General features: G+C 40.7%; 14 protein-coding genes. 11 read left to right on the top strand and 3 right to left on the bottom strand.

Features of this window, described 5'->3' with window-relative positions:
• Positions 1-122: 122 nt before the first annotated feature.
• The gene (locus tag ACHWSC_RS01565; RefSeq protein ID WP_394675565.1) at positions 123-2,495 is read right to left on the bottom strand and encodes an outer membrane beta-barrel family protein; all 2,373 of its coding nucleotides are present in this window, start codon (positions 2,493-2,495) and stop codon (positions 123-125) included.
• 239 nt (positions 2,496-2,734) lie between these two features.
• On the opposite strand from ACHWSC_RS01565, the gene ACHWSC_RS01560 reads away from it, so the two are divergent.
• On the top strand, positions 2,735-4,078 hold the full coding sequence (locus ACHWSC_RS01560) for a sensor histidine kinase (RefSeq protein ID WP_394675564.1): 1,344 nt from the start codon (positions 2,735-2,737) through the stop codon (positions 4,076-4,078).
• A gap of 83 nt (positions 4,079-4,161) precedes the next feature.
• Entirely contained in the window at positions 4,162-4,836 is a 675-nt protein-coding gene (locus ACHWSC_RS01555; RefSeq protein WP_394675563.1) for a response regulator transcription factor, read from the top strand.
• 3 nt (positions 4,837-4,839) lie between these two features.
• Here the strand turns inward: ACHWSC_RS01555 and ACHWSC_RS01550 are convergent, their stop codons facing one another.
• The gene (locus ACHWSC_RS01550; RefSeq protein ID WP_394675562.1) at positions 4,840-5,895 is read right to left on the bottom strand and encodes a DUF2157 domain-containing protein; all 1,056 of its coding nucleotides are present in this window, start codon (positions 5,893-5,895) and stop codon (positions 4,840-4,842) included.
• Positions 5,896-6,052: 157 nt separating this feature from the next.
• On the opposite strand from ACHWSC_RS01550, the gene uvrA reads away from it, so the two are divergent.
• From uvrA to ACHWSC_RS01525, 5 genes are all read left to right on the top strand, one after another.
• Positions 6,053-8,893, top strand: coding sequence for an excinuclease ABC subunit UvrA (gene uvrA, locus ACHWSC_RS01545; protein ID WP_394675561.1), 2,841 nt, complete (start codon positions 6,053-6,055; stop codon positions 8,891-8,893).
• Positions 8,894-9,195: 302 nt separating this feature from the next.
• Positions 9,196-11,082, top strand: a complete 1,887-nt coding sequence (mutL, locus tag ACHWSC_RS01540) for a DNA mismatch repair endonuclease MutL (RefSeq protein ID WP_394675560.1) — start codon at positions 9,196-9,198, stop codon at positions 11,080-11,082.
• A gap of 12 nt (positions 11,083-11,094) precedes the next feature.
• On the top strand, positions 11,095-11,781 hold the full coding sequence (locus ACHWSC_RS01535; RefSeq protein WP_394675559.1) for a rhomboid family intramembrane serine protease: 687 nt from the start codon (positions 11,095-11,097) through the stop codon (positions 11,779-11,781).
• Between the two features lie 11 nt (positions 11,782-11,792).
• Positions 11,793-12,671 (top strand): rhomboid family intramembrane serine protease, encoded by an 879-nt coding sequence (locus ACHWSC_RS01530; protein ID WP_394675558.1) that lies wholly within the window; start codon positions 11,793-11,795, stop codon positions 12,669-12,671.
• Complete coding sequence (locus tag ACHWSC_RS01525) at positions 12,616-13,779, top strand: endonuclease/exonuclease/phosphatase family protein (RefSeq protein ID WP_394675557.1); 1,164 nt, start codon at positions 12,616-12,618, stop codon at positions 13,777-13,779. The genes ACHWSC_RS01530 and ACHWSC_RS01525 overlap by 56 nt, the downstream gene beginning before the upstream one ends.
• On the opposite strand, the gene ACHWSC_RS01520 is transcribed toward ACHWSC_RS01525, so the two are convergent.
• Positions 13,769-15,379, bottom strand: coding sequence for a S41 family peptidase (locus ACHWSC_RS01520; RefSeq protein WP_075994410.1), 1,611 nt, complete (start codon positions 15,377-15,379; stop codon positions 13,769-13,771). The two genes, ACHWSC_RS01525 and ACHWSC_RS01520, sit on opposite strands and share 11 nt — an antisense overlap.
• Positions 15,380-15,690: 311 nt before the next feature.
• Between ACHWSC_RS01520 and ACHWSC_RS01515 the strand changes: the two genes are divergently transcribed.
• The 4 genes from ACHWSC_RS01515 to ACHWSC_RS01500 all read left to right on the top strand — a co-directional run bounded on the left by ACHWSC_RS01515 (position 15,691) and on the right by ACHWSC_RS01500 (position 19,543).
• Positions 15,691-16,260 carry a hypothetical protein gene (locus tag ACHWSC_RS01515; protein WP_075994411.1) on the top strand — a complete coding sequence of 190 codons (570 nt, stop codon included), beginning with the start codon at positions 15,691-15,693 and terminating at the stop codon, positions 16,258-16,260.
• A 130-nt stretch (positions 16,261-16,390) separates the two neighbouring features.
• Positions 16,391-17,788, top strand: coding sequence for a class II fumarate hydratase (fumC, locus tag ACHWSC_RS01510; protein WP_088163154.1), 1,398 nt, complete (start codon positions 16,391-16,393; stop codon positions 17,786-17,788).
• 48 nt (positions 17,789-17,836) lie between these two features.
• Positions 17,837-18,325, top strand: a complete 489-nt coding sequence (locus ACHWSC_RS01505; protein ID WP_220801574.1) for a fumarate hydratase — start codon at positions 17,837-17,839, stop codon at positions 18,323-18,325.
• A 63-nt stretch (positions 18,326-18,388) separates the two neighbouring features.
• A complete protein-coding gene (locus ACHWSC_RS01500) occupies positions 18,389-19,543 on the top strand; it encodes an MFS transporter (RefSeq protein ID WP_120335055.1) in 1,155 nt (384 codons plus the stop codon).
• The last annotated feature ends 167 nt before the right edge of the window (positions 19,544-19,710 follow it).

Below are 19,710 nucleotides of genomic sequence, written 5' to 3'. Positions count from 1 at the left end.
CACATGCGATGTGGAGGATTATTGTTTTTAATGTATGCGACATCCATTTCCTTTACCAATGTATTATGAATAAAATTGGTACAGGGAATCGGAAGGATTTAACTTTACTAAGGTTAACTGATTTACAAACGATTCTGCTCTTCTGTTCTAGTGGGTTGATTACTGCTTTTGACTTTCTGATTTCCAAAATGATACCGCAGCGTCAGATTTACTTTTCTGGTATCCCGATAGTCCCTATAAAAATTATTTTGATCGCCGTACTTGGATGATATCGTCATTTTCTCTGTTTTGAAAATATCCATAAATGATAGATTTACTTCAAATTTCTTTTTAAAGAATTTTCGATTTGTCATCACATAGGTACTTGAATACCCTGTAATATTAAATGGCCCCTGTATCGTGGGCGATGTAAATGTATTACCCAGTTCAAGGTTCCAACCGGCATCCTTATTCAGCACATAGTTGGTGCTTACGTTTCCGTTGCCGATATACACATCATTCTTGTGCAACACGTCATCAGTACCCATAAAGTAATTCTGGTTATACATCCCCTCTAGCTGCAGATTCAATCCCCAGCGTCCGGTCAGCTGAAAACTCTTTCCTAAGTCTATCCCCGCCCCTTGTCCTTTCTTGATATTGGTATATTGGAAAATCAGTTGATGATTGTTGTTATCTTGGCGGGAAATTTCCATATTGGGCCACTTTTCAAATCGGTAGAAGAGATCAATATTCCAGTTGTTTTTTGTCCAGGTCAGATTGAGTTTATGAACGATCGTCGCCCTTAAACGTGGATCTCCCTGAAAATAAGAAAAACGATTGTAATAGGATTTTGCAGGATTAAGCCAAGAGTAAGAAGGTCGGCTGATACGCTTTCCATAGGAAAAACCAAACTGCTGATCGTCAGTCAAGGCATATTGCATGTAAAATGTCGGAAAGAGCACAAAATAATCAAGCTTATTGATATCAGCTGGTTCGGATACAATACCTTCCAAATCGGTATATTCTCCCCTTAGACCTGCTTTCCAGCTCCATTTTTTCCAGGCATAGTCCAATGAGCCATACAAAGCCACATTACGTTCTTTGTAATCAAACACACTACTCTTATCAGGCCTTTGCTCGAGCTCTCCTGATTCATCATCAAAGAAAGCAAGGGTACTCGTCGTTTTCACATCGCTAAATTTTCCACCAAGCTCCAGCCCCAGCTTCTTTATTTTTCCGGTGAAATCTATCTGGGAAGAAAAAAGCCGATTTTTATTTCCATTATTACTGATAAATCGGGTATCTGTGGGTTCCTTCCCCTTAAATCGCAGCGCTGTCAGTACATCCTGATCATTTGTCGAATGATTGTCAGTGAAGTAGGATGACCAATTTATGTTCCACCTGGAATTAAGCTTCTTTGTTACCTGAAGGTAGAGGTTATTCGTTTTTGTCGATCGTTGATGATCATTGGTGGTAAAATAACTGGACTCCTGTACATGATTTTTATCGTATATAATGGTGGGCACTTCATAAATCCCATAGGTTTTCGGTCCGTAATATCCATTTAGTCCAGCATTAACCGTCCAGGTTGTATCGGGTGTATAGTCTATCGAAAACACATAGCTGTTCTGACTGTTATTGGTATCAAATCGATCCATGACACCTTCCCATGAGGTTTGATCATTCGGATAATAAACATAATTCGTTTCATAGCGTGCGTAAGTCCCTCGTCCGAAATTATAAGTACCTCGAAGATTGAATTTTTCATTTCTATAATACTGGGTGAGTCCAAACAGTTGCTTCCAGGTACTGCTTTTTTCGGCCAATGCAACCACCGTGCCTCTATAGCCATATAGGTTGGATTTGGAAAGTTTAATATTGATAATCGTGCTTCCCTCAGCTTCATATTTTGCAGGTGGATTGGTAATAACCTCTATCGATTGCACGTCGCTACCTGCTGTATTCTCCAGATAGGTTTTCAGTTCGTCCCCCGTGAGCATTACTTTTCGGTCATTAATGAGGACAACAATATTTTTGTTCCCCCGAACCATTAAATCTGCACCATTCACCATCACCAATGGCGTACGCTTCAAAATATCCCAGCTATTGAGTGCTGAAAGATTGGAATTTTGAACGTTGAACTCTAGGCGATCCAACTTACGGATCAATCGGGGAGCTCGACCCACGACCTGTGCTTCTTCGAGCACCTTTGCTTCAGGAAGAAGCTCAAGTAACAAAGGGCGTGAAATGGTATCGCTGCGAAAAAAAAGTTCCTGAGACTTGAAGTTCAGATAGGTTGTCCGTAGATAGTATCCACTCGGATGATCCAGCGTAACTACAAATTTTCCAAAACGGTCAGTCTTTACTTCACGGATCTCTTGGTAGTTGCTATCCAATAGCATAACGGTCGCACCCGCCAGCAAAATTTTGTTTGCATCCTGTACTTGTCCCCCGATTTGTTTGGTCTGTGCCGAAAGCAACAGGGGGAAAGCCAGAAAAAATAGGATCAATTTCATGTACAAATAATTAGTCTTTTAATTCTAGTATAGCTTATCCGCATTATTCTATTTGTTAGAATTTATTTTTTGTAATACGTAGGCCAGTTTGTGGTCATTCATATTTGACAATCACGGCCATTTTATATGCTGATATTCTATGCTTCAAAAATGTCTATAGTGACGGCAAATAATGGTTAATAAAGGGTTAATACTGGGTTAAGGTATATTATCTTAGCCCTCAGCAGTTATATTTGTATATGGAATTGAAGCCCAAAAGTTATATCGTTCTCTTTACATTATTTTTTGCCGTTCTTATCGGCATACAGAGCTATCAATTACACAACACCTACCAGCTCAAACAACGCGATATTTTTGCCACTGTGAAAAATAAGCTGAGCAAGCTCCATGAAAATGATAGGCTTTTTGATGATGATTTAATGAGCAAAGACATTGCAAGAGATTACTACATCAAATTGGTTAAACATGAGATAACGGCCGAAAAACTAAAAGAGCTATACCGCGCAAACGCCCATAAAACATCCCAAAAGCTTACACGATACGTCGACAGCTTATTTAAACCCTTGGGAATGGATGTTATCCTGAAAAAGGAAATTTTGGGTATTTACTTCAAAAACCTAGAAAAACAGATCGCGGCTGGTCCAATCACGGTTTACATAACGAATGGGACATTTCGTCAGCCTGTAGAACTCTCTTCAAGCGAGTGGATAACAGAAAAAACGGAAACACAGAAAGTCAAAGACAGTATCCAAAGCCGGGAGATCTTATATACCTTTTTTGTTCACCGGAAGACTTCCTTTGAGGTGACAAATCTCAACTGGATATTGTTCAGGGAACTCACTTCGCTTCTACTGAGCACCCTATTTATTCTGGCCGCTTTTCTTTGGCTTTTTTATAGAACCATTCAGAATCTCCGAAAACAGCAGAAACAGATCACCGTACTGCACGATGTCGTCGACAATATTTCACATGAACTCAAAACACCTATTGCAACCCTGAAAATTGCTGCTAAAACACTTCGAAAATCAACAGACGAAAGCATTATAACAGTCATTGAACGACAAGTAAATCGCTTGGAACAAACCCTTGATCCACTTCACGAAAATCTTCAAACTATTGATCAGCCTCCTGTAACCAGTACAGAGCTACAAGCTATTTTCGACGATTTTCAATTGACCAACTCCACTATCGCATTCCAATTAAGTCCCTTGCCTGACGGCAAATTATGCCTGAGCACAAATGATGCGACAACACTATTTCAGAACCTGATGAACAATGCCGTAAAATATGGCGCAACTTGGCTTAATATCTATTTTGAGGATCAGAAAGGTCAACTCTCGGTTTATATACAGGATAACGGTTATGGCATGGCGGAGTCCGAGTTACCTTATATTTTCGACAAGTTTTACCGCATCCAAAAAGACAATATTCACGACACCAAAGGCTTGGGAATCGGTCTTTTCCTTGTAAAAAAAATCGTCGATCGTTATCACGGACAGCTTACTGTAACCAGCAAACCCAATGTAGGGACTACGTTTAAAATCCAGCTGCCGCATGCGCTTGTCTTATCATCGGAAATATGACCAAAAACAAGGACAAGCTGTGGAAAGAAAATAGACGGCCATAGACTAAAGCATTTATATTAGCTTAACTACTGAAAACAAAAATGAATAAAATATTACTCGTTGAAGATGATCCAGATTTTGGTTTTATGCTTAAGCAATACCTTGAGCTATCCACATTTGCCATAGACTGGATAGCACATCCCAATGATCTTACGGAAAATTTCCAGCAGCTAGCCGATTACGATCTGGTGATACTGGATGTTATGCTTCCTCAAATCAGTGGTTTTAGTCTAGCCAAAGAAATCAATGCACTATACCCTGCTTTACCCTTTATATTTTTAACAGCGAAGGAGCAAAAAATAGATAAGCTCACGGGACTAAAAATCGGTGCCGATGATTATGTCACTAAACCTTGTGATCCCGAGGAACTATTGCTTCGCATACAGAATATATTAAAGCGGAATCAGAAAAATAGTACTCCAAAATCGATCGCCATCGGGAGGTACCTATTTCATCCTGAACAATTATTATTAAGCCATACTTTGGAACAATTTAAGCTCACTGAACGTGAAGCACAACTTCTCCTTTTCCTGTGGCAACACAATGGTCAGCTTGTCACGCGTGAAGAAATCCTTGAAAAGGTATGGGGAAATGCAGACTTCTTTACAGGAAGGAGCATGGATGTCTTTATTACCCGAATCCGCAAATATTTAAGCCTGGATCCCAATCTGAGCATCAGTTCGAATAGAGGTGTCGGATTTACGATTCAATTTTAAGAGTTATCCAGCAATCTCTTCCTTCCGTTTGTTCCATAATTTCTCTGCCCAACGGCCGACAAACCAAAAGGACACGGCCAAAATCAAAAAGAACACTGCTCTATTGATATTATCCCAGAGATACTCGACATAGCGGGTATAGATATTGAGCACTAAAAATACAAAGCCTACCTCTCTGCTGACGTTATCTTTCGCCTTTAAGCCGTAGATAACCAGGAATACAGACACGGCAGTGGATAAAATACCCCAGTAGAACATATGGTATTGACGTACAGTCGTCCATTCATAGAAATCAGCATAATTTCCAAAAATAGAAAGGGTCCACAAGGATACCATCAGATAGATCAATCCCACAATATAACTAATGGGCTGAAAGATTTGTAGCCTTTCAAACCTCGGTTGAACCCAAACGGCTAAAGCGGTTATCAGTGCCCCAAAAATGGTAAAACGCAGCGGGTAGTTCATCCCCCAAAACTTAAATCCCCAATTGCTGTGGTAGGCGGTCTCGGTCGCAAACCATACTCCCAAGGCCAAAAGCATAAACGTCCAGATCAATTTACTGTCGAGCTTAACGGCAAGAAAGCCATAAATCGCCACGGAGAGTAAAAATAACAGGGAATAGTGCATCGTATCTTTATCCAATACTTTACCCATAAACCCGATACAGGCCGCAGTTCCGAAAACCCCAATCAGCATCATGGTTTCCGTGGATAGATTTTTATAAGGATAGCGTTTCTTATACCGAAAACCCAGCGTATAGAATAATACAGCCACGGCAGCGAAAAAGAAGCAAAATAGGATATTAGGTGCTTCGTAGAGTGTATCCACAAAGGCCAAGAATGATGCATCTGTAAACAACGAAAAAACAGCGAAGACCAGAGATGCCAAGGCAATCCAAAAGGCATATCTAGCCAGTTGTCCCCAATCAAAACTTTTCACGTCTAAACTATCCATCAGCTCGTTCGCTTTTTGTTCATCCAATAAGTTCTCTTTCTTCCAAAATTGGACAATATCGTCGATCGATTGTTTCTCTTGTTTGCTGACGTCGTATTTTCGCATAAATTTAGATTTACTGTGCAAGGTACATTATTTTTTTAAATCACTTGTATATCACATTTTGTTCCAAAAGTCAGATAGGCTCGCATAATTCCTTTAAAATCTGTAATTTTGCATGTTTTGCATTTAATCCCTCACACGGGGACCTTAAGGAGTTTTCATGGCAGTAAAAAGAAGCCCAGATTTGGGCGAACAAAGTGAAGTTCAGGTATTTGGAGCGCGTGCGCATAATCTAAAAAATATAGATGTTTCTTTTCCGAGAAATGAATTGGTTGTTATCACAGGTTTAAGTGGCAGCGGAAAGTCTTCCTTGGCTTTTGACACCATTTATGCTGAAGGACAACGTCGGTATATGGAGACATTCAGTGCCTACAGCCGTCAGTTTTTGGGTGGCATGGAACGTCCGGATGTGGACAAGATATCGGGCTTAAGTCCAGTGATCTCCATTGAACAGAAAACCACCAGCAAAAACCCGAGGTCCACTGTTGGAACCATTACTGAGGTGTATGATTTTATGCGTCTACTATTTGCCCGAGCAGGAGAAGCTTTCTCCTATGTGACTGGAAAGAAAATGGAGCGTATGTCGGACGATCAGGTTATCGAACGGATTTTGACTGAGTTTGAAGGACAGGCCCTGAACATCCTGGCTCCAGTGGTTAAGGGGCGTAAAGGCCACTACCGTGAGTTGTTTGAACAAATCCGTAAGCAAGGTTATGTGAAGGTACGTGTGGATGGAGAAATATTGGACCTTGTTCCAAAAATGCAGGTTGACCGCTACAAAATACACGATATTGAAATCGTCGTAGATCGTCTGAAAGTAGAGCGTGAAGATAAAAAGCGCTTACAGACTTCCGTGATGCAGGCGATGAAAACAGCGAAAGGTATCATCAAGGTCTCCACGAAAGATAATCAGGAGCAATTCTATAGCCGTTATCTCATGGATGCCGAATCGGGGATCTCTTATGATGAGCCACAGCCAAATACCTTCTCATTCAATTCCCCATACGGTGCGTGTCCTACATGTGATGGTTTGGGCTATATTTTTGAAATTGATAAGAATGCCGTTATCCCGGATAAAAAACTAAGTATTCAAAAAGGTGGTTTGGCACCTTTGGGACCTACCCGGGAAAATTGGACTTCGGAAGTCTTGAAAGCTGTCGCAAAAAAATTAGATTTTACCATTACAACACCGCTTGAAAAACTAACTGAAGAACAGATTGACCAGCTTTTATTTGGCAATAAAGAAGAGCCTATCGTTGTCTCGGTATCTTATGGAAGTTATGGCACACGTGAATATCGTGTTGAATTTGAAGGAATCTTTAAGATGCTTGAAGAGTTTTCGGGAAAATCATCGGATGAGGCGCCTTCTTTAGATGACTTCAGAACGAAAGTGACCTGTCCAACCTGTGCGGGAGCACGTCTGAAAAAAGAATCTTTACATTTTAAAATTGCGGATAAAAACATCCATGAGCTATCAACGATGGACATTGCATCCATCAAAGAATGGTTTGATCAGGTTGAAAGCAAACTTGATGAACGCCAGCTCATTATTGCAACGGAGATATTAAAGGAAATCCGCGCACGTTTAGGCTTCCTGCTGGATGTCGGCCTAAATTACTTGACCTTGGACCGTACAGCTAAAACACTTTCGGGGGGTGAAGCACAGCGGATCCGTCTGGCCACACAGATTGGTTCCCAACTGGTGAATGTACTTTATATTCTGGATGAACCGAGTATTGGGCTCCATCAGCGGGATAACGAACGTTTGATCAATGCGCTTAAAAACCTACGCGATATTGGCAATTCGGTCCTTGTTGTAGAACATGATAAAGACATGATCCTACATGCCGACCATGTTATCGACATGGGACCTGCTGCAGGCGTTCATGGTGGCACTGTGGTTGCCGAAGGTACACCAACAGAAATCCTAAAATCAAACTCTTTAACAGCAGCTTACCTCAACGGGACAAAAGAGGTTAAGATTCCTGAGAAACGCCGTGAGGGCAATGGAAAAACATTGTCATTACATGGAGCAACCGGACATAACTTAAAAAATCTGTCTGTCTCTTTTCCATTAGGAAAACTCATTGTTGTATCGGGTGTTTCAGGTTCGGGAAAATCAAGCCTAATCACAGGGACTCTATACCCGATTTTGAATAAACATTTTTTCAGAGCCAAAGCAACGCCACTGCCTTTCAAAAAAATTGAAGGGTTAGAACATATTGACAAAGTCATCGAGATCGACCAAAGTCCTATCGGCCGTACACCACGGTCCAACCCTTCGACATATACCGGTGTATTTTCAGACATCAGAACCTTGTTTGTTCAGCTTCCAGAAGCTAAGATCAGAGGCTATAAACCAGGAAGATTTTCCTTTAACGTCAAAGGTGGTCGTTGTGAAACCTGTCAGGGAGCCGGGCTGAAAGTCATCGAAATGAATTTCCTTCCCGATGTACAGGTTCCTTGTGAAACATGTCACGGAAAACGTTACAACCGAGAAACTTTAGAGGTACGCTATAAAGGAAAATCCATTTCCGATGTACTTGATATGAGCATCAACGATGCTGTGGATTTCTTCGAAAATGTACCGAGTATTTACCGAAAGATCAAAACACTGCAGGATGTAGGTTTGGGTTATATCACCTTAGGACAGTCCTCGACAACCTTATCGGGAGGTGAGGCACAACGGGTAAAATTGGCTACTGAACTTTCTAAAAAAGACACTGGAAATACATTCTATATCCTTGATGAACCGACAACAGGTCTTCACTTTGAAGATGTCAATGTCCTTATGGGGGTTATCAATCGCCTGGTCGGGCGCGGGAATACTATTTTGATCATCGAACATAACCTTGATGTCGTTAAATCGGCCGATTGGGTCATTGATATCGGGCCCGAAGGTGGCAAAGACGGTGGGCAGGTTCTATTTGAAGGAACACCTGAAAACTTAATTAAAAATAATAAAAGCGAAACAGCACGTTTCTTAAAATTAGAAATGTAATGCCTTTGAAACGGCAGCCGCGAAGTATTATATTTCGTGGCTGCTGTTTGCCCGGGATGGCTCGGTTATTGCGCAGGAATGTTTTCCAACTCCTTGAGCTTTGTCTTACAGGGGGCAATAGATATCGCACTGACTTTGACGGCCGAGGAATAGGGCGCAACTATTTATCAATGCCATCTATTTTCATTTGTATAAATGAACACATTAAAGGTTTTTGCTTTTAAAGAACATACGGAATGTCCAGTTGATTTTCATCAGTGTTTATACGCTGTAAATATGGATATTTCTTAACTTTGTATTATATGTCGGATATTATTCAATTACTTCCAGATAATGTTGCTAATCAGATTGCGGCGGGAGAAGTGGTGCAGCGACCAGCGTCTGCCATTAAAGAATTGATTGAGAATGCTATTGATGCTGGAGCTGACAAAATAAAACTTATTGTTAAAGATGCAGGCAAGTCATTGATCCAGGTCATTGACAATGGCTGTGGCATGAGCGTAACTGATGCTCGTCTTTGTTTTGAACGTCACGCAACGTCGAAAATTCGTAAGGCTGAAGACTTATTCGCTATCCGCACAATGGGTTTCCGTGGTGAAGCAATGGCTTCCATTGCTGCGATTGCACAGGTAGAGCTCAAAACACGCCGCATTGAAGATGAACTGGGTACAGTTGTTGAGATAGAGGGATCAAAAGTTGTCAACCAATATCCGGAAGCTGTTGCTGCCGGAACAAATATTTTAGTTAAAAATCTTTTTTACAATATTCCTGCGCGAAGGAACTTTCTAAAGAGTAACTCCGTAGAAATGCGGCATATTATTGATGAATTTCAACGTATTGCCTTATCGAATCCACAGATTTTCCTATCCTTGCATAGCGACGGAAATGAGATCTACCATTTGCCGGCTGAAACACTCAAACAACGTATTGTCCATATTTTTGGCAACAATTACAATCAGCGACTTGTCCCTGTGGAAGAAGATACGTCGATCATCAAGGTAGAAGGTTTTGTTGGGAAACCTGAATTTGCAAAAAAAACACGTGGTGAACAGTTTTTCTTTGTCAACAAACGCTTTGTACGTGATCCATACCTGCACCATGCAGTCATGAATGCTTATGAAGATATTTTACAGGCCGAAACATTCCCTTTCTATGTCTTATTTATCGACATAGATCCTGCACGTATCGATATCAACGTACACCCTACCAAGACAGAAATTAAGTATGAAGACGATAAGGCTATTTACGCCATTATCCGTTCAGCCGTAAAAAGATCGTTGGGACGGTACAATATCATGCCATCTCTGGATTTTGAACAGGAAACGAGCTTCACCAATCTCATTACAAAAAAGGCATTGGATGAAATTATCGTTCCAACGGTAACTTTTAATCCGGACTTCAATCCATTTGATACAGACAAATCAAAATCTGGATCGAGCTACACGCGTTCAGAAAGTTACGCTGAAGGACTCAGTAAGAAAACAGGTGGGATACCAAGCAATTGGGATTCCTTGTACCAAATCGTCGAAAAGGAGGAATCTGTTCAGCTGCCATTGCATGCGGAACCGGAATTGCATACGGATAGCTCACAGGCCATTCAGGTCGAAGATAAGTCATCCTCAAAGCTCTTTTTTCAGCTCCATAATAAATATATTGTTTCTCAGATTCACTCTGGATTTATTTTAATTGATCAACAGGCTGCACATGAACGTATTCTCTTTGAGCAATTTCTTGCGCAACTGGACCAACATAAAGGTCTGAGTCAACAAAGTTTGTTTCCACAGACTTTGGACCTGAATGCTGCAGATAATGAATTAATGAAAGACCTCCTGGAGGACATCAATGGCTTAGGCTTTCAAATTCGTGAATTTGGAAAAAATTCCTATATTATTGACGGAATTCCTGCAGACTTAGGGACAGGATTCGACGAAATAAAGATGATTGAGAAAATATTGGAGGATTACAAAAACAATCAATCTGAGTATAAGCTCGCTAAGCGCGAAAATCTTGCAAAAAGCCTTGCCCGTAATGCGGCCATTAAACCTGGTACCGCGTTGGACAATACAGCAATGGCAGAGCTTGTGGACAGACTATTTGCCTGTCACTCACCCAATATCTCCATCTATGGCAACCCTGTAATTGTAACATTTACATTGCAAGAATTAGCGGAAAAATTTGGCAAAAATTAGAAGATAAAATATATGTTTCCACAACTGACACCTGTTATCAAGAATTTATTGATCATCAATATCATATTTTATATTGGATCACAACTTGTACCTGTAGCATATGATTATCTTGCGGTCTATTATCCGGACTCCCCTTATTTTAAAATCTGGCAGGTGATCACGCATATGTTTATGCACGACAAGAAAGATATTAGCCATATCTTCTTCAATATGTTTTCATTGGTTATGTTCGGTCCTATGATTGAGCAGGTACTTGGTTCAAAACGTTTTTTAAATTTCTACCTGGTTTCGGGAATCGGTGCCTGGTTTCTTTATACAGCGGTGAATGGTATACAACTCTATAATGCGACAGGTTCTTTCGCTCCACTTCACGGCGTAAGTGGAAACGAACTTATTGCCATGGCCAATACCGGAAATAATGAAGCACTAACTTACCTCATTCCGATGTTAGGGGCCTCAGGAGCTATTTATGGTGTTCTATTGGCATTTGCCTATCTTTTTCCAAACATACCGCTTCAATTTTTGTTTATTCCTGTACCAGTAAAAGCGAAGTATATGATCGGTGGATTTATCCTCATCGAAATTTATATGAGTTTGTCTAGACCAGGGGATTCTGTGGCTCACCTGGCTCATGTCGGTGGTGCACTATTTGGCTATCTACTGCTTAAACTGTGGAAGATTAGAAAAGGAATTTATTAATATCGTGCGCAATGAATAACATCGGTTTAAAAGATTTTTGGAGACAAACCTATAAAACTGGCTCGCCTGTACCTTTGGTGATCAGTATTCAGGTCTGTTTATTTGTCCTCATTTATTTTTTAGATCTACTCTTCGAATTAAAAATTGTACCACAAAGCTTTTTGGAGCCTATTGTACGTCGTTTAAGTTTACCGAGTAATTTCTCAGCATTTATTGCACAACCTTGGTCATTAATCACATCAAATTTCGTTTACGTCAAGCTTCTGACCATACTTTTTGATAGTCTTTGGCTCTATTGGGTCGGTCAGATCTTTTTTACCTTCTTAAACAAGCGGCAATTTCTATTTGTTTATATTGCTTCTTGGTTGCTCGGCAGCCTTCTTTATGTGGGCTTTGGATCACTTATTCCCGTTTCTGATAGCGTTCAGCTCATGGGCGGCTCTCTCCCGTTGGCAGCAGTATTAGCCGCAATTGTTACTTTGGTTCCCAAGTACGAATTACGCTTCCTGCTGATTGGCACTGTTAAGCTAAAATTAGTGGCTATTATTTATTTTGGGCTAGAATTTCTTGCCCTTACGATGACCAATCGACCTGCTGCCATTTCGTATTTTGCAGTTATACTTTTTGGAATGGGATTCACTTATGCACTAAAATCGGGAATGGACTGGTCTACGATTTTTCAGAAAAAACAACAGAAGCCTGCAAAAATGAAAGTCGTTGTAGGTAACAATATTCCGACAAATCGGAAACATCGTTATGACTTACCCAATCAGGACGAAATCGATGCTATCTTAGATAAAATTTCCGTTTCTGGCTACGACAGTCTAACGAACCATGAAAAAGAAACGCTCTTTAGGGCAAGCAATAGTGGTGACAAGGTTGATGGATAGAAGGACATTTTTAAGAAGAAAACTAGGCTTTATAAGTAAAACAATGTTCCTGGCAAATATGCTTGCGATCGTTGCATTACTTATGAGCTATTCGGCTACCTTCATTAATCCCAAGTCCTTTTGGCCAATTGCATTTATGGGCCTGGGCTACCTTCCGATCCTCCTCATTAATATTGGATTTATCTTTTACTGGGTACTCCGCAAACGGAAAATTGCACTTTATTCACTCGTTACAATCCTCATTGGATGGCCTTTTTTGACTAAACATTGGAACATTCGCAAAGAGAATGCCCCTGTTTCTTCCGAGACTCGTACCCTTCGCATCATGACCTTCAATGCTCATTTGTTCAAAAAAGTAAACGATGAGAAAAAAAACTTTAAAGCCGACGTTGTCCGAATTATTGACAGCATATCTCCCGATGTGATCTGCTTTCAGGAATATATTAGCAAGATTAAAGGAAAACATGTGTTCTCCGAGGAATTCAAAGATAAACTGGGCTATGATTATTTTTTCTTTGAGCCTAGTTCTAAAAACGATTACGAGGCTTATGGAATGGCTGTCCTGTCCCGCTTCCCAATCTATGATTCAGGTACCATCAGAGACAACGATTACGGAATCAACCGGATTAGTTATGTAGATATCAAAAAACAGGATACACTGATTCGCATCTATAATATACATCTCCGTTCTTTTGCGCTTCAAAATGAAGACAAGGAATTTATCCAAAATCTGTCCAATAATAATGAATCGGATAATTCGAGGACACGTAAATTGAGCCGCAAACTTAAGAATGCCTTCGAGCTTCGTAGCGAACAGGCGCATTCGTTAAAGAAACACATGAATGAATGTCAATATCCTTATATTGCGGTAGGTGATTTCAATGATACTCCAATGAGTTACTCGGTCAATCTAATTGGAGACGGGCTGTACAATGCATTTAAGGAGAAAGGTAACGGCTGGGGAGTAACCCATCATGCCCTCCTTCCGATATTCCAGATCGATTATATTTTTGCCAGTCCGAAATTTCAGGTGATGAACTATCAGATTGTCAAACAGAAATTGTCGGATCATTATCCTGTATGGTCTGATCTTAGACTTAAACCTTAGGCATCTGATACCCCAACGTTTTAAGACCTATTTCAATAAATTTATCTCTTCGGTTTTTGATTTTGTAATACGCTTCACGACCAAAATAATATCGACCTACCAAGGCCTCGATATCGGATTGAATTAAATCATGTAAGTTTTTTGCTTCTTTGGCTGTGACCGCGATCCGCTTTTGGCTATTAAGATATGAAATGAATAGATCAAATTCTGTTGCTGGCAAGTGATAGCCACTAATGAAATTCTCGATAGAATATGCCGGCAGATGTTTCGTGAAACGATCATAAACAAACTCTTCGATTGCATTGGAATGAAATATCTCGCGGTACTTGGCACTGGTTTCATTGGTGTCAATCGGGATAGTCACGTCCGGAAGAATACCGCCACCACCGAATACAAGCTTTCCTTTGCTGGTTGTAAACATTTCTTTTTGGCTGAATTCGGTATCCATTGTCCATAGATCGAAGCCTGTCATGTATTTTGCTGCATCAAAATTTGCCCGTGCATATTTTCGCTGAATACATCTTCCAAGCGGTGTATAGTAGCGAGCCACAGTCAGATTGATTGCAGAACCGTCTGAAAAATCAAATTGCTCTTGCACCAAACCTTTGCCATAGGATCTGCGGCCGACAATAGTTGCCCGGTCCAAATCCTGAAGAGCACCGCTCAGTATTTCGCTCGCTGATGCTGTGCTTTCATTGATCAGTACAATGACCCGGCCATCACCAAAATCACCCGCCTTCTCAGAATAGAAATCCTGGCGCAGTTCATTCGCACCCTCGGTATACATCAACAGTCTCTTTTCTTTGAAAAATTGACCTGCCAGATCAATTGCCGTATGTACAAATCCGCCACCATTATTACGTAGGTCTAAAATAAGATCTTGAGCCCCGCTTTTTCGTAAGTCAATGAGTGACTGCCGGAATTCATCTGCTGTCTTATGTCCAAATCTTCGAATTTTCACATAAGCTGTTTTCGGAGCGATCATATACGATGCATCTAAACTCGAAACATTTACCTGATCACGAATGACTTTTATTGGATTGCCCAATACTACTCCATTGCGTTGAATGGAGATCAATACAGCTGTCCCCTTCTTTCCGCGGATCAGTTTTTCAATTTCGGATTCGGCAACCTTTCTTCCGACAAGATCCTTATTTCCGATCTTTAAAATGCGGTCGCCAATACGCATACCTGCTTTTTCAGCGGGACCAGCTGCAACCATCCCAACAACAAGTAGCGTATCTTTCAGGCGAAAGTACTCTACTCCGATACCATCAAATGTTCCCTCAAGAGTTTCCTGCTTTGCTAGCACTTGATTGGGTTTCAAAAAGGTGGAAAAAGGATCCAGGCGGGAAACAACATGCTCAATGGCTTCATCCTGCACGGTGTCTATACTGACATTGTCGACGTAATTCTCGGAAATTAACTGAATGAGATATTGTAATTTATCCGAATTGCCATTGGAGCGCAAACTTGAAAAGGTGGTTTTCTGGTTACTTCCCTGCTCCTCGGCATAATTTTGTCCCAACAGCAAGCCGAGAAGCAATACTGCAGCATATGTAGCGGCTACAAAAATATTTCGTTTAATACTTTTCTGCATGGGAAATCTTCATGAATTACCGAAGATGAGACAAACTATTCAACAATTAATTATTTTATCAAAAATAGCAAGTTTATTCGGTTAAACGAGTTTTTGAACCCATATTTTTACATTAAAAACAAAAAGTCCACGTCCTTGTTTTGGTCAAGGAACAAAGCTGTCCATGATTAAAAGTCTTTATCAAAAATCATAACCAAACAGTTCGTAGGAGTGCCAAACATTTAATTTCAATAGATGACAATGATCTCTATAATTTAACTTGCAAATTCGCGTAAATTTATCTTAGTTTGAATTGAAAAAGATTCCACTTTATGCACGAAATCGAACCTTATTACAATTGGCGGGACTATTACATTGCCGCTGAAGATGAACAATCCCCATTTTATGGTACAGTCTACAGCGAATTCGATTTTGACAAACAGATCTATAATTTTCTTTTGCACCCACAATGGGATGAATTCGGTTCGCTTACCTTATATCTGAAAATACTGTTTGTAGACTATGAGAAACAGTACTGTATTATCGAACTGATTGGTGAATGGAATGATGCAATCTACAATGACATCATGTTGCTCAAGCGAGAGATTATCGATGTATTGATCAGTCAAGGGATCAAGTATTTTATTCTCATCGGAGAGAATGTACTGAATTTTCATGCTTCAGACGACTCTTACTACGAGGAATGGTTTCAGGATATCGAGGACGGTTGGATTGCGGGTATTGGTTTCCGAGAGCATGTTATTGAAGAATTCCAACAGCAAAATATAGATTATTACATTAATTTCGGCGGTACATTGAACGTAATTCCCTGGCGGACGTTAAAACCGAAACAGGTTTTCCACCATGTGAATGATTCCTTGACAAAACGTCTTGGTTTTTAAAACCTGCTTATTGTCTCTTTATGCTTTAATCCTTGTTCTTTACTGTATTATCCTGTAACTTTGTGAGTGATGTATAATGTGCTTTGCACATATGCTTTTAATTTTTACGTTTTACTTATACTTACATACTATGTCATTCAGAATTGAAAAAGACACAATGGGTGAAGTTCAAGTACCTGCAGACAAATACTGGGGTGCACAAACAGAGCGTTCACGCAACAACTTTAAAATCGGACCGGCAGCTTCAATGCCACACGAAATCGTCGCAGGCTTTGCTTATTTGAAAAAAGCAGCTGCTTATGCTAACCACGAGTTGGGGGTATTACCTGTAGAGAAACGTGATGCGATCGCTACAGTATGTGATGAGATCTTGGCAGGTAAATTGGATGATCAATTTCCATTGGTTATTTGGCAAACGGGCTCGGGTACACAATCCAATATGAATGTGAACGAGGTTGTCGCAAACCGTGCACAAGTATTGGCTGGACATAAAATTGGTGAAGGTGAACCTGTATTAAAAGCAAATGATGATGTAAACAAATCACAATCATCTAACGATACTTTCCCTACAGGAATGCATATTGCGGCTTACAAAGCTGTTGCTGAAGTTACCATTCCAGGTGTAGAAAAATTGCGTGACACATTGGCGAAAAAAGCTGAGGAGTTTAAAAGCGTGGTTAAAATTGGCCGTACACACTTAATGGATGCTACCCCATTGACTTTAGGTCAAGAGATTTCAGGTTATGTTGCTCAATTGAACCATGGTCTGAAAGCTTTAAGAAATACACTTTCGCATTTGTCAGAACTTGCATTGGGTGGTACTGCTGTAGGTACAGGATTAAATACACCAAACGGCTATGACGTTGTCGTTGCTAAATATATCGCTGAATTTACTGGCTTACCTTTCGTAACCGCTGAAAATAAATTTGAGGCATTGGCTGCTCACGACGCAATCGTTGAAACACACGGTGCATTGAAGCAATTGGCTGTTTCATTAAATAAAATTGCAAATGATATCCGTATGTTGGCTTCTGGCCCACGTTCAGGTATCGGTGAAATCTTGATCCCTGAGAACGAACCAGGATCATCGATTATGCCAGGTAAAGTTAATCCAACGCAATGTGAAGCATTGACAATGGTTGCGGCGCAAGTGATGGGTAATGATGTGGCTATTACAATTGGTGGAACGCAAGGTCACTATGAACTGAACGTGTTCAAACCATTGATGGCCGCAAACTTCTTACAGTCTGCTCGCCTATTGGGTGATGCTTGTGTTTCATTTGAGGAGCACTGTGCAGCTGGTATTGAACCGAACTACAAACGCATCAAAGAATTGGTAGACAACTCATTGATGTTAGTAACGGCACTGAACACAAAAATTGGTTACTACAAATCAGCAGAAATCGCGCAAACAGCACATAAAAATGGCACTACGCTTAAAGAAGAAGCCGTACGCTTAGGTTATGTGACTCCTGAAGATTTCGATGCCTGGGTAAAACCAGAAGATATGGTTGGAAGTTTAAAATAAGCTGTGACTTTTATTTCAATAAAAAATATACGAACAAAAACATACCTATTGGCACTTGCCATAGGTATGTTTTTCTTTTTTACTGCCTGCAAATTCAATTCGGATATGCAGAACGAAGGCGCACCCTTTTTACAGGGAGAATGGGTCCAAGACAGTATTCCAGGACAACAGCAGATGATGCAATATACTTTGACCGATTTCAAGTTTACCTGTGATTCTGTTTACGCGACCATGCACGTCAACAATAAGGTACAAACAATCCCGGATAGCTGTTACAAAAATGGATCCTGGACAGAACATGCAAAGGGTATTTATGTTTTGCGTGGAGACTCCATCATTGTCGATGGTATTTATACCAAAGAGAATGGCAAGCAGAAAATTTCAGGCTGCTATCTTTCCGGACAGTATATCCCCCGCTTTAAAGTTGTTTATCATGCTGCGGATTCGGTGGTACTGGAAAGCAGATTAGATCAACGTCAGATCATCTTAAGAAAGACTAAAAATATTACTTGTGTCCCTCAAAAAAGATATCAATAATTTTTAGTACAATCTATTTATTATCTTCGTACCATTATCGTACAACCTCAACCTTAAAATACAATGAACAAAGGAATTATCGCTTTGGCATTTGGCGGACTTGCCATCGGAATGACCGAATTCACGATGATGGGTATCCTGCCTGATATTGCCAAAGATCTTCATATCGAGATCCCTACTGCTGCGCACCTGATTGCTCTATACGCACTGGGTGTTGTTGTAGGTGCCCCAACATTAGTCCTATTTACGGGAAAATATCCGCCAAAGAAGGTATTACTTTTTTTAATGTTGCTCTTCTTTATTTTCAACGGCCTATTTAGTATTGCTCCAGGTCAATTTTTGATCAGCCTCTCCCGCTTTATGGCGGGGCTTCCGCATGGTGCATTTTTTGGTGTTGGATCTGTTGTTGCTGCTCGGTTGGCACCAAAGGGAAAAGAAGCCCAGGCTATATCTATCATGTTTACAGGAATGACCATTGCCAATTTGGCTGGAGTACCGCTAGGAACCTACCTCGGCCATCATTATTCATGGCGTTTGACGTATGGTATCATCAGTATATTGGGATTAATCACTTTTGCAGCAATTTATGCTTGGATGCCAAAAATTGAAGCTTCCAAAGGGAATAACATCTTTAGCCAGCTCAACTTCTTCAACAAAAAAATTGCCTGGCTATTAATGGCTATTATCGCCATCGGTACCGGTGGACTTTTTGCATGGATCAGTTACATCGCGCCTTTAGTGACCAATGTGTCGGGCATCGCTGCTGATCGCGTACCGTTGATTATGGTCCTGATCGGTGTTGGTATGTTTTTCGGGAATCTTATCGGCGGAAAATTGGCCGATACAATCTCCCCAACCAAAGCTGCGATCGCTAGTTTTTCCGCCATGGCGCTATGCCTTGTGATGGTTTACTTTATATCGCCTTTGGGCTGGACAGCCTACCCTTTGGCATTTATTACTGGACTGGTATCCTTCACCATTGGCTCGCCGACACAACTGATGTTAATTCGCGCTTCAAAAGAAGCTGCAACATTGGCTGCGGCAGGTGGCCAGGCTGCCTTTAACCTGGGCAATACCTTAGGTGCATTTTTAGGTGGAATTCCAATAACCTGGGGTTTAGCTTATAACACACCTTCGCTTGTTGGCGTGGGCATGGCGAGCATTGGCGCACTCCTAACGCTGCTGTATTTGAAAGCCTACGACAGTAAAAGTCAATAAAAATAGCATAATCAAATGGCGCGAACCAGTTATATCAGTGTACTACGTATTGTTGCGATATTCCTCGTTATCTTGATTCATTCCTCTTCGGGCTACCTAAACAGCAATGAATTTGAGTCATTCGACTGGAGTTATGCCAATTGGATCAATAGCTTCTCGCGCTTTGC

The organism is uncultured Sphingobacterium sp., assembly GCF_964277905.1.
Lineage (GTDB): Bacteria > Bacteroidota > Bacteroidia > Sphingobacteriales > Sphingobacteriaceae > Sphingobacterium > Sphingobacterium siyangense.
The sequence above is the reverse complement of the archived record's forward strand: the minus strand, read 5'-3'. Positions and strand labels throughout refer to the sequence as shown.

Bases quoted from the DNA above. Each gene is read 5' to 3' on its own strand.
- mutL (WP_394675560.1), top strand. From the start codon at position 9,196: ATGTCGGATATTATTCAATTACTTCCAGATAATGTTGCTAATCAGATT.
- ACHWSC_RS01530 (WP_394675558.1), top strand. From the start codon at position 11,793: ATGAATAACATCGGTTTAAAAGATTTTTGGAGACAAACCTATAAAACT.
- ACHWSC_RS01565 (WP_394675565.1), bottom strand. From the start codon at position 2,495: ATGAAATTGATCCTATTTTTTCTGGCTTTCCCCCTGTTGCTTTCGGCA.
- ACHWSC_RS01560 (WP_394675564.1), top strand. From the start codon at position 2,735: ATGGAATTGAAGCCCAAAAGTTATATCGTTCTCTTTACATTATTTTTT.
- ACHWSC_RS01555 (WP_394675563.1), top strand. From the start codon at position 4,162: ATGAATAAAATATTACTCGTTGAAGATGATCCAGATTTTGGTTTTATG.
- ACHWSC_RS01535 (WP_394675559.1), top strand. From the start codon at position 11,095: ATGTTTCCACAACTGACACCTGTTATCAAGAATTTATTGATCATCAAT.
- fumC (WP_088163154.1), top strand. From the start codon at position 16,391: ATGTCATTCAGAATTGAAAAAGACACAATGGGTGAAGTTCAAGTACCT.
- uvrA (WP_394675561.1), top strand. From the start codon at position 6,053: ATGGCAGTAAAAAGAAGCCCAGATTTGGGCGAACAAAGTGAAGTTCAG.
- ACHWSC_RS01520 (WP_075994410.1), bottom strand. From the start codon at position 15,379: ATGCAGAAAAGTATTAAACGAAATATTTTTGTAGCCGCTACATATGCT.
- ACHWSC_RS01550 (WP_394675562.1), bottom strand. From the start codon at position 5,895: ATGCGAAAATACGACGTCAGCAAACAAGAGAAACAATCGATCGACGAT.
- ACHWSC_RS01500 (WP_120335055.1), top strand. From the start codon at position 18,389: ATGAACAAAGGAATTATCGCTTTGGCATTTGGCGGACTTGCCATCGGA.
- ACHWSC_RS01515 (WP_075994411.1), top strand. From the start codon at position 15,691: ATGCACGAAATCGAACCTTATTACAATTGGCGGGACTATTACATTGCC.
- ACHWSC_RS01525 (WP_394675557.1), top strand. From the start codon at position 12,616: ATGAAAAAGAAACGCTCTTTAGGGCAAGCAATAGTGGTGACAAGGTTG.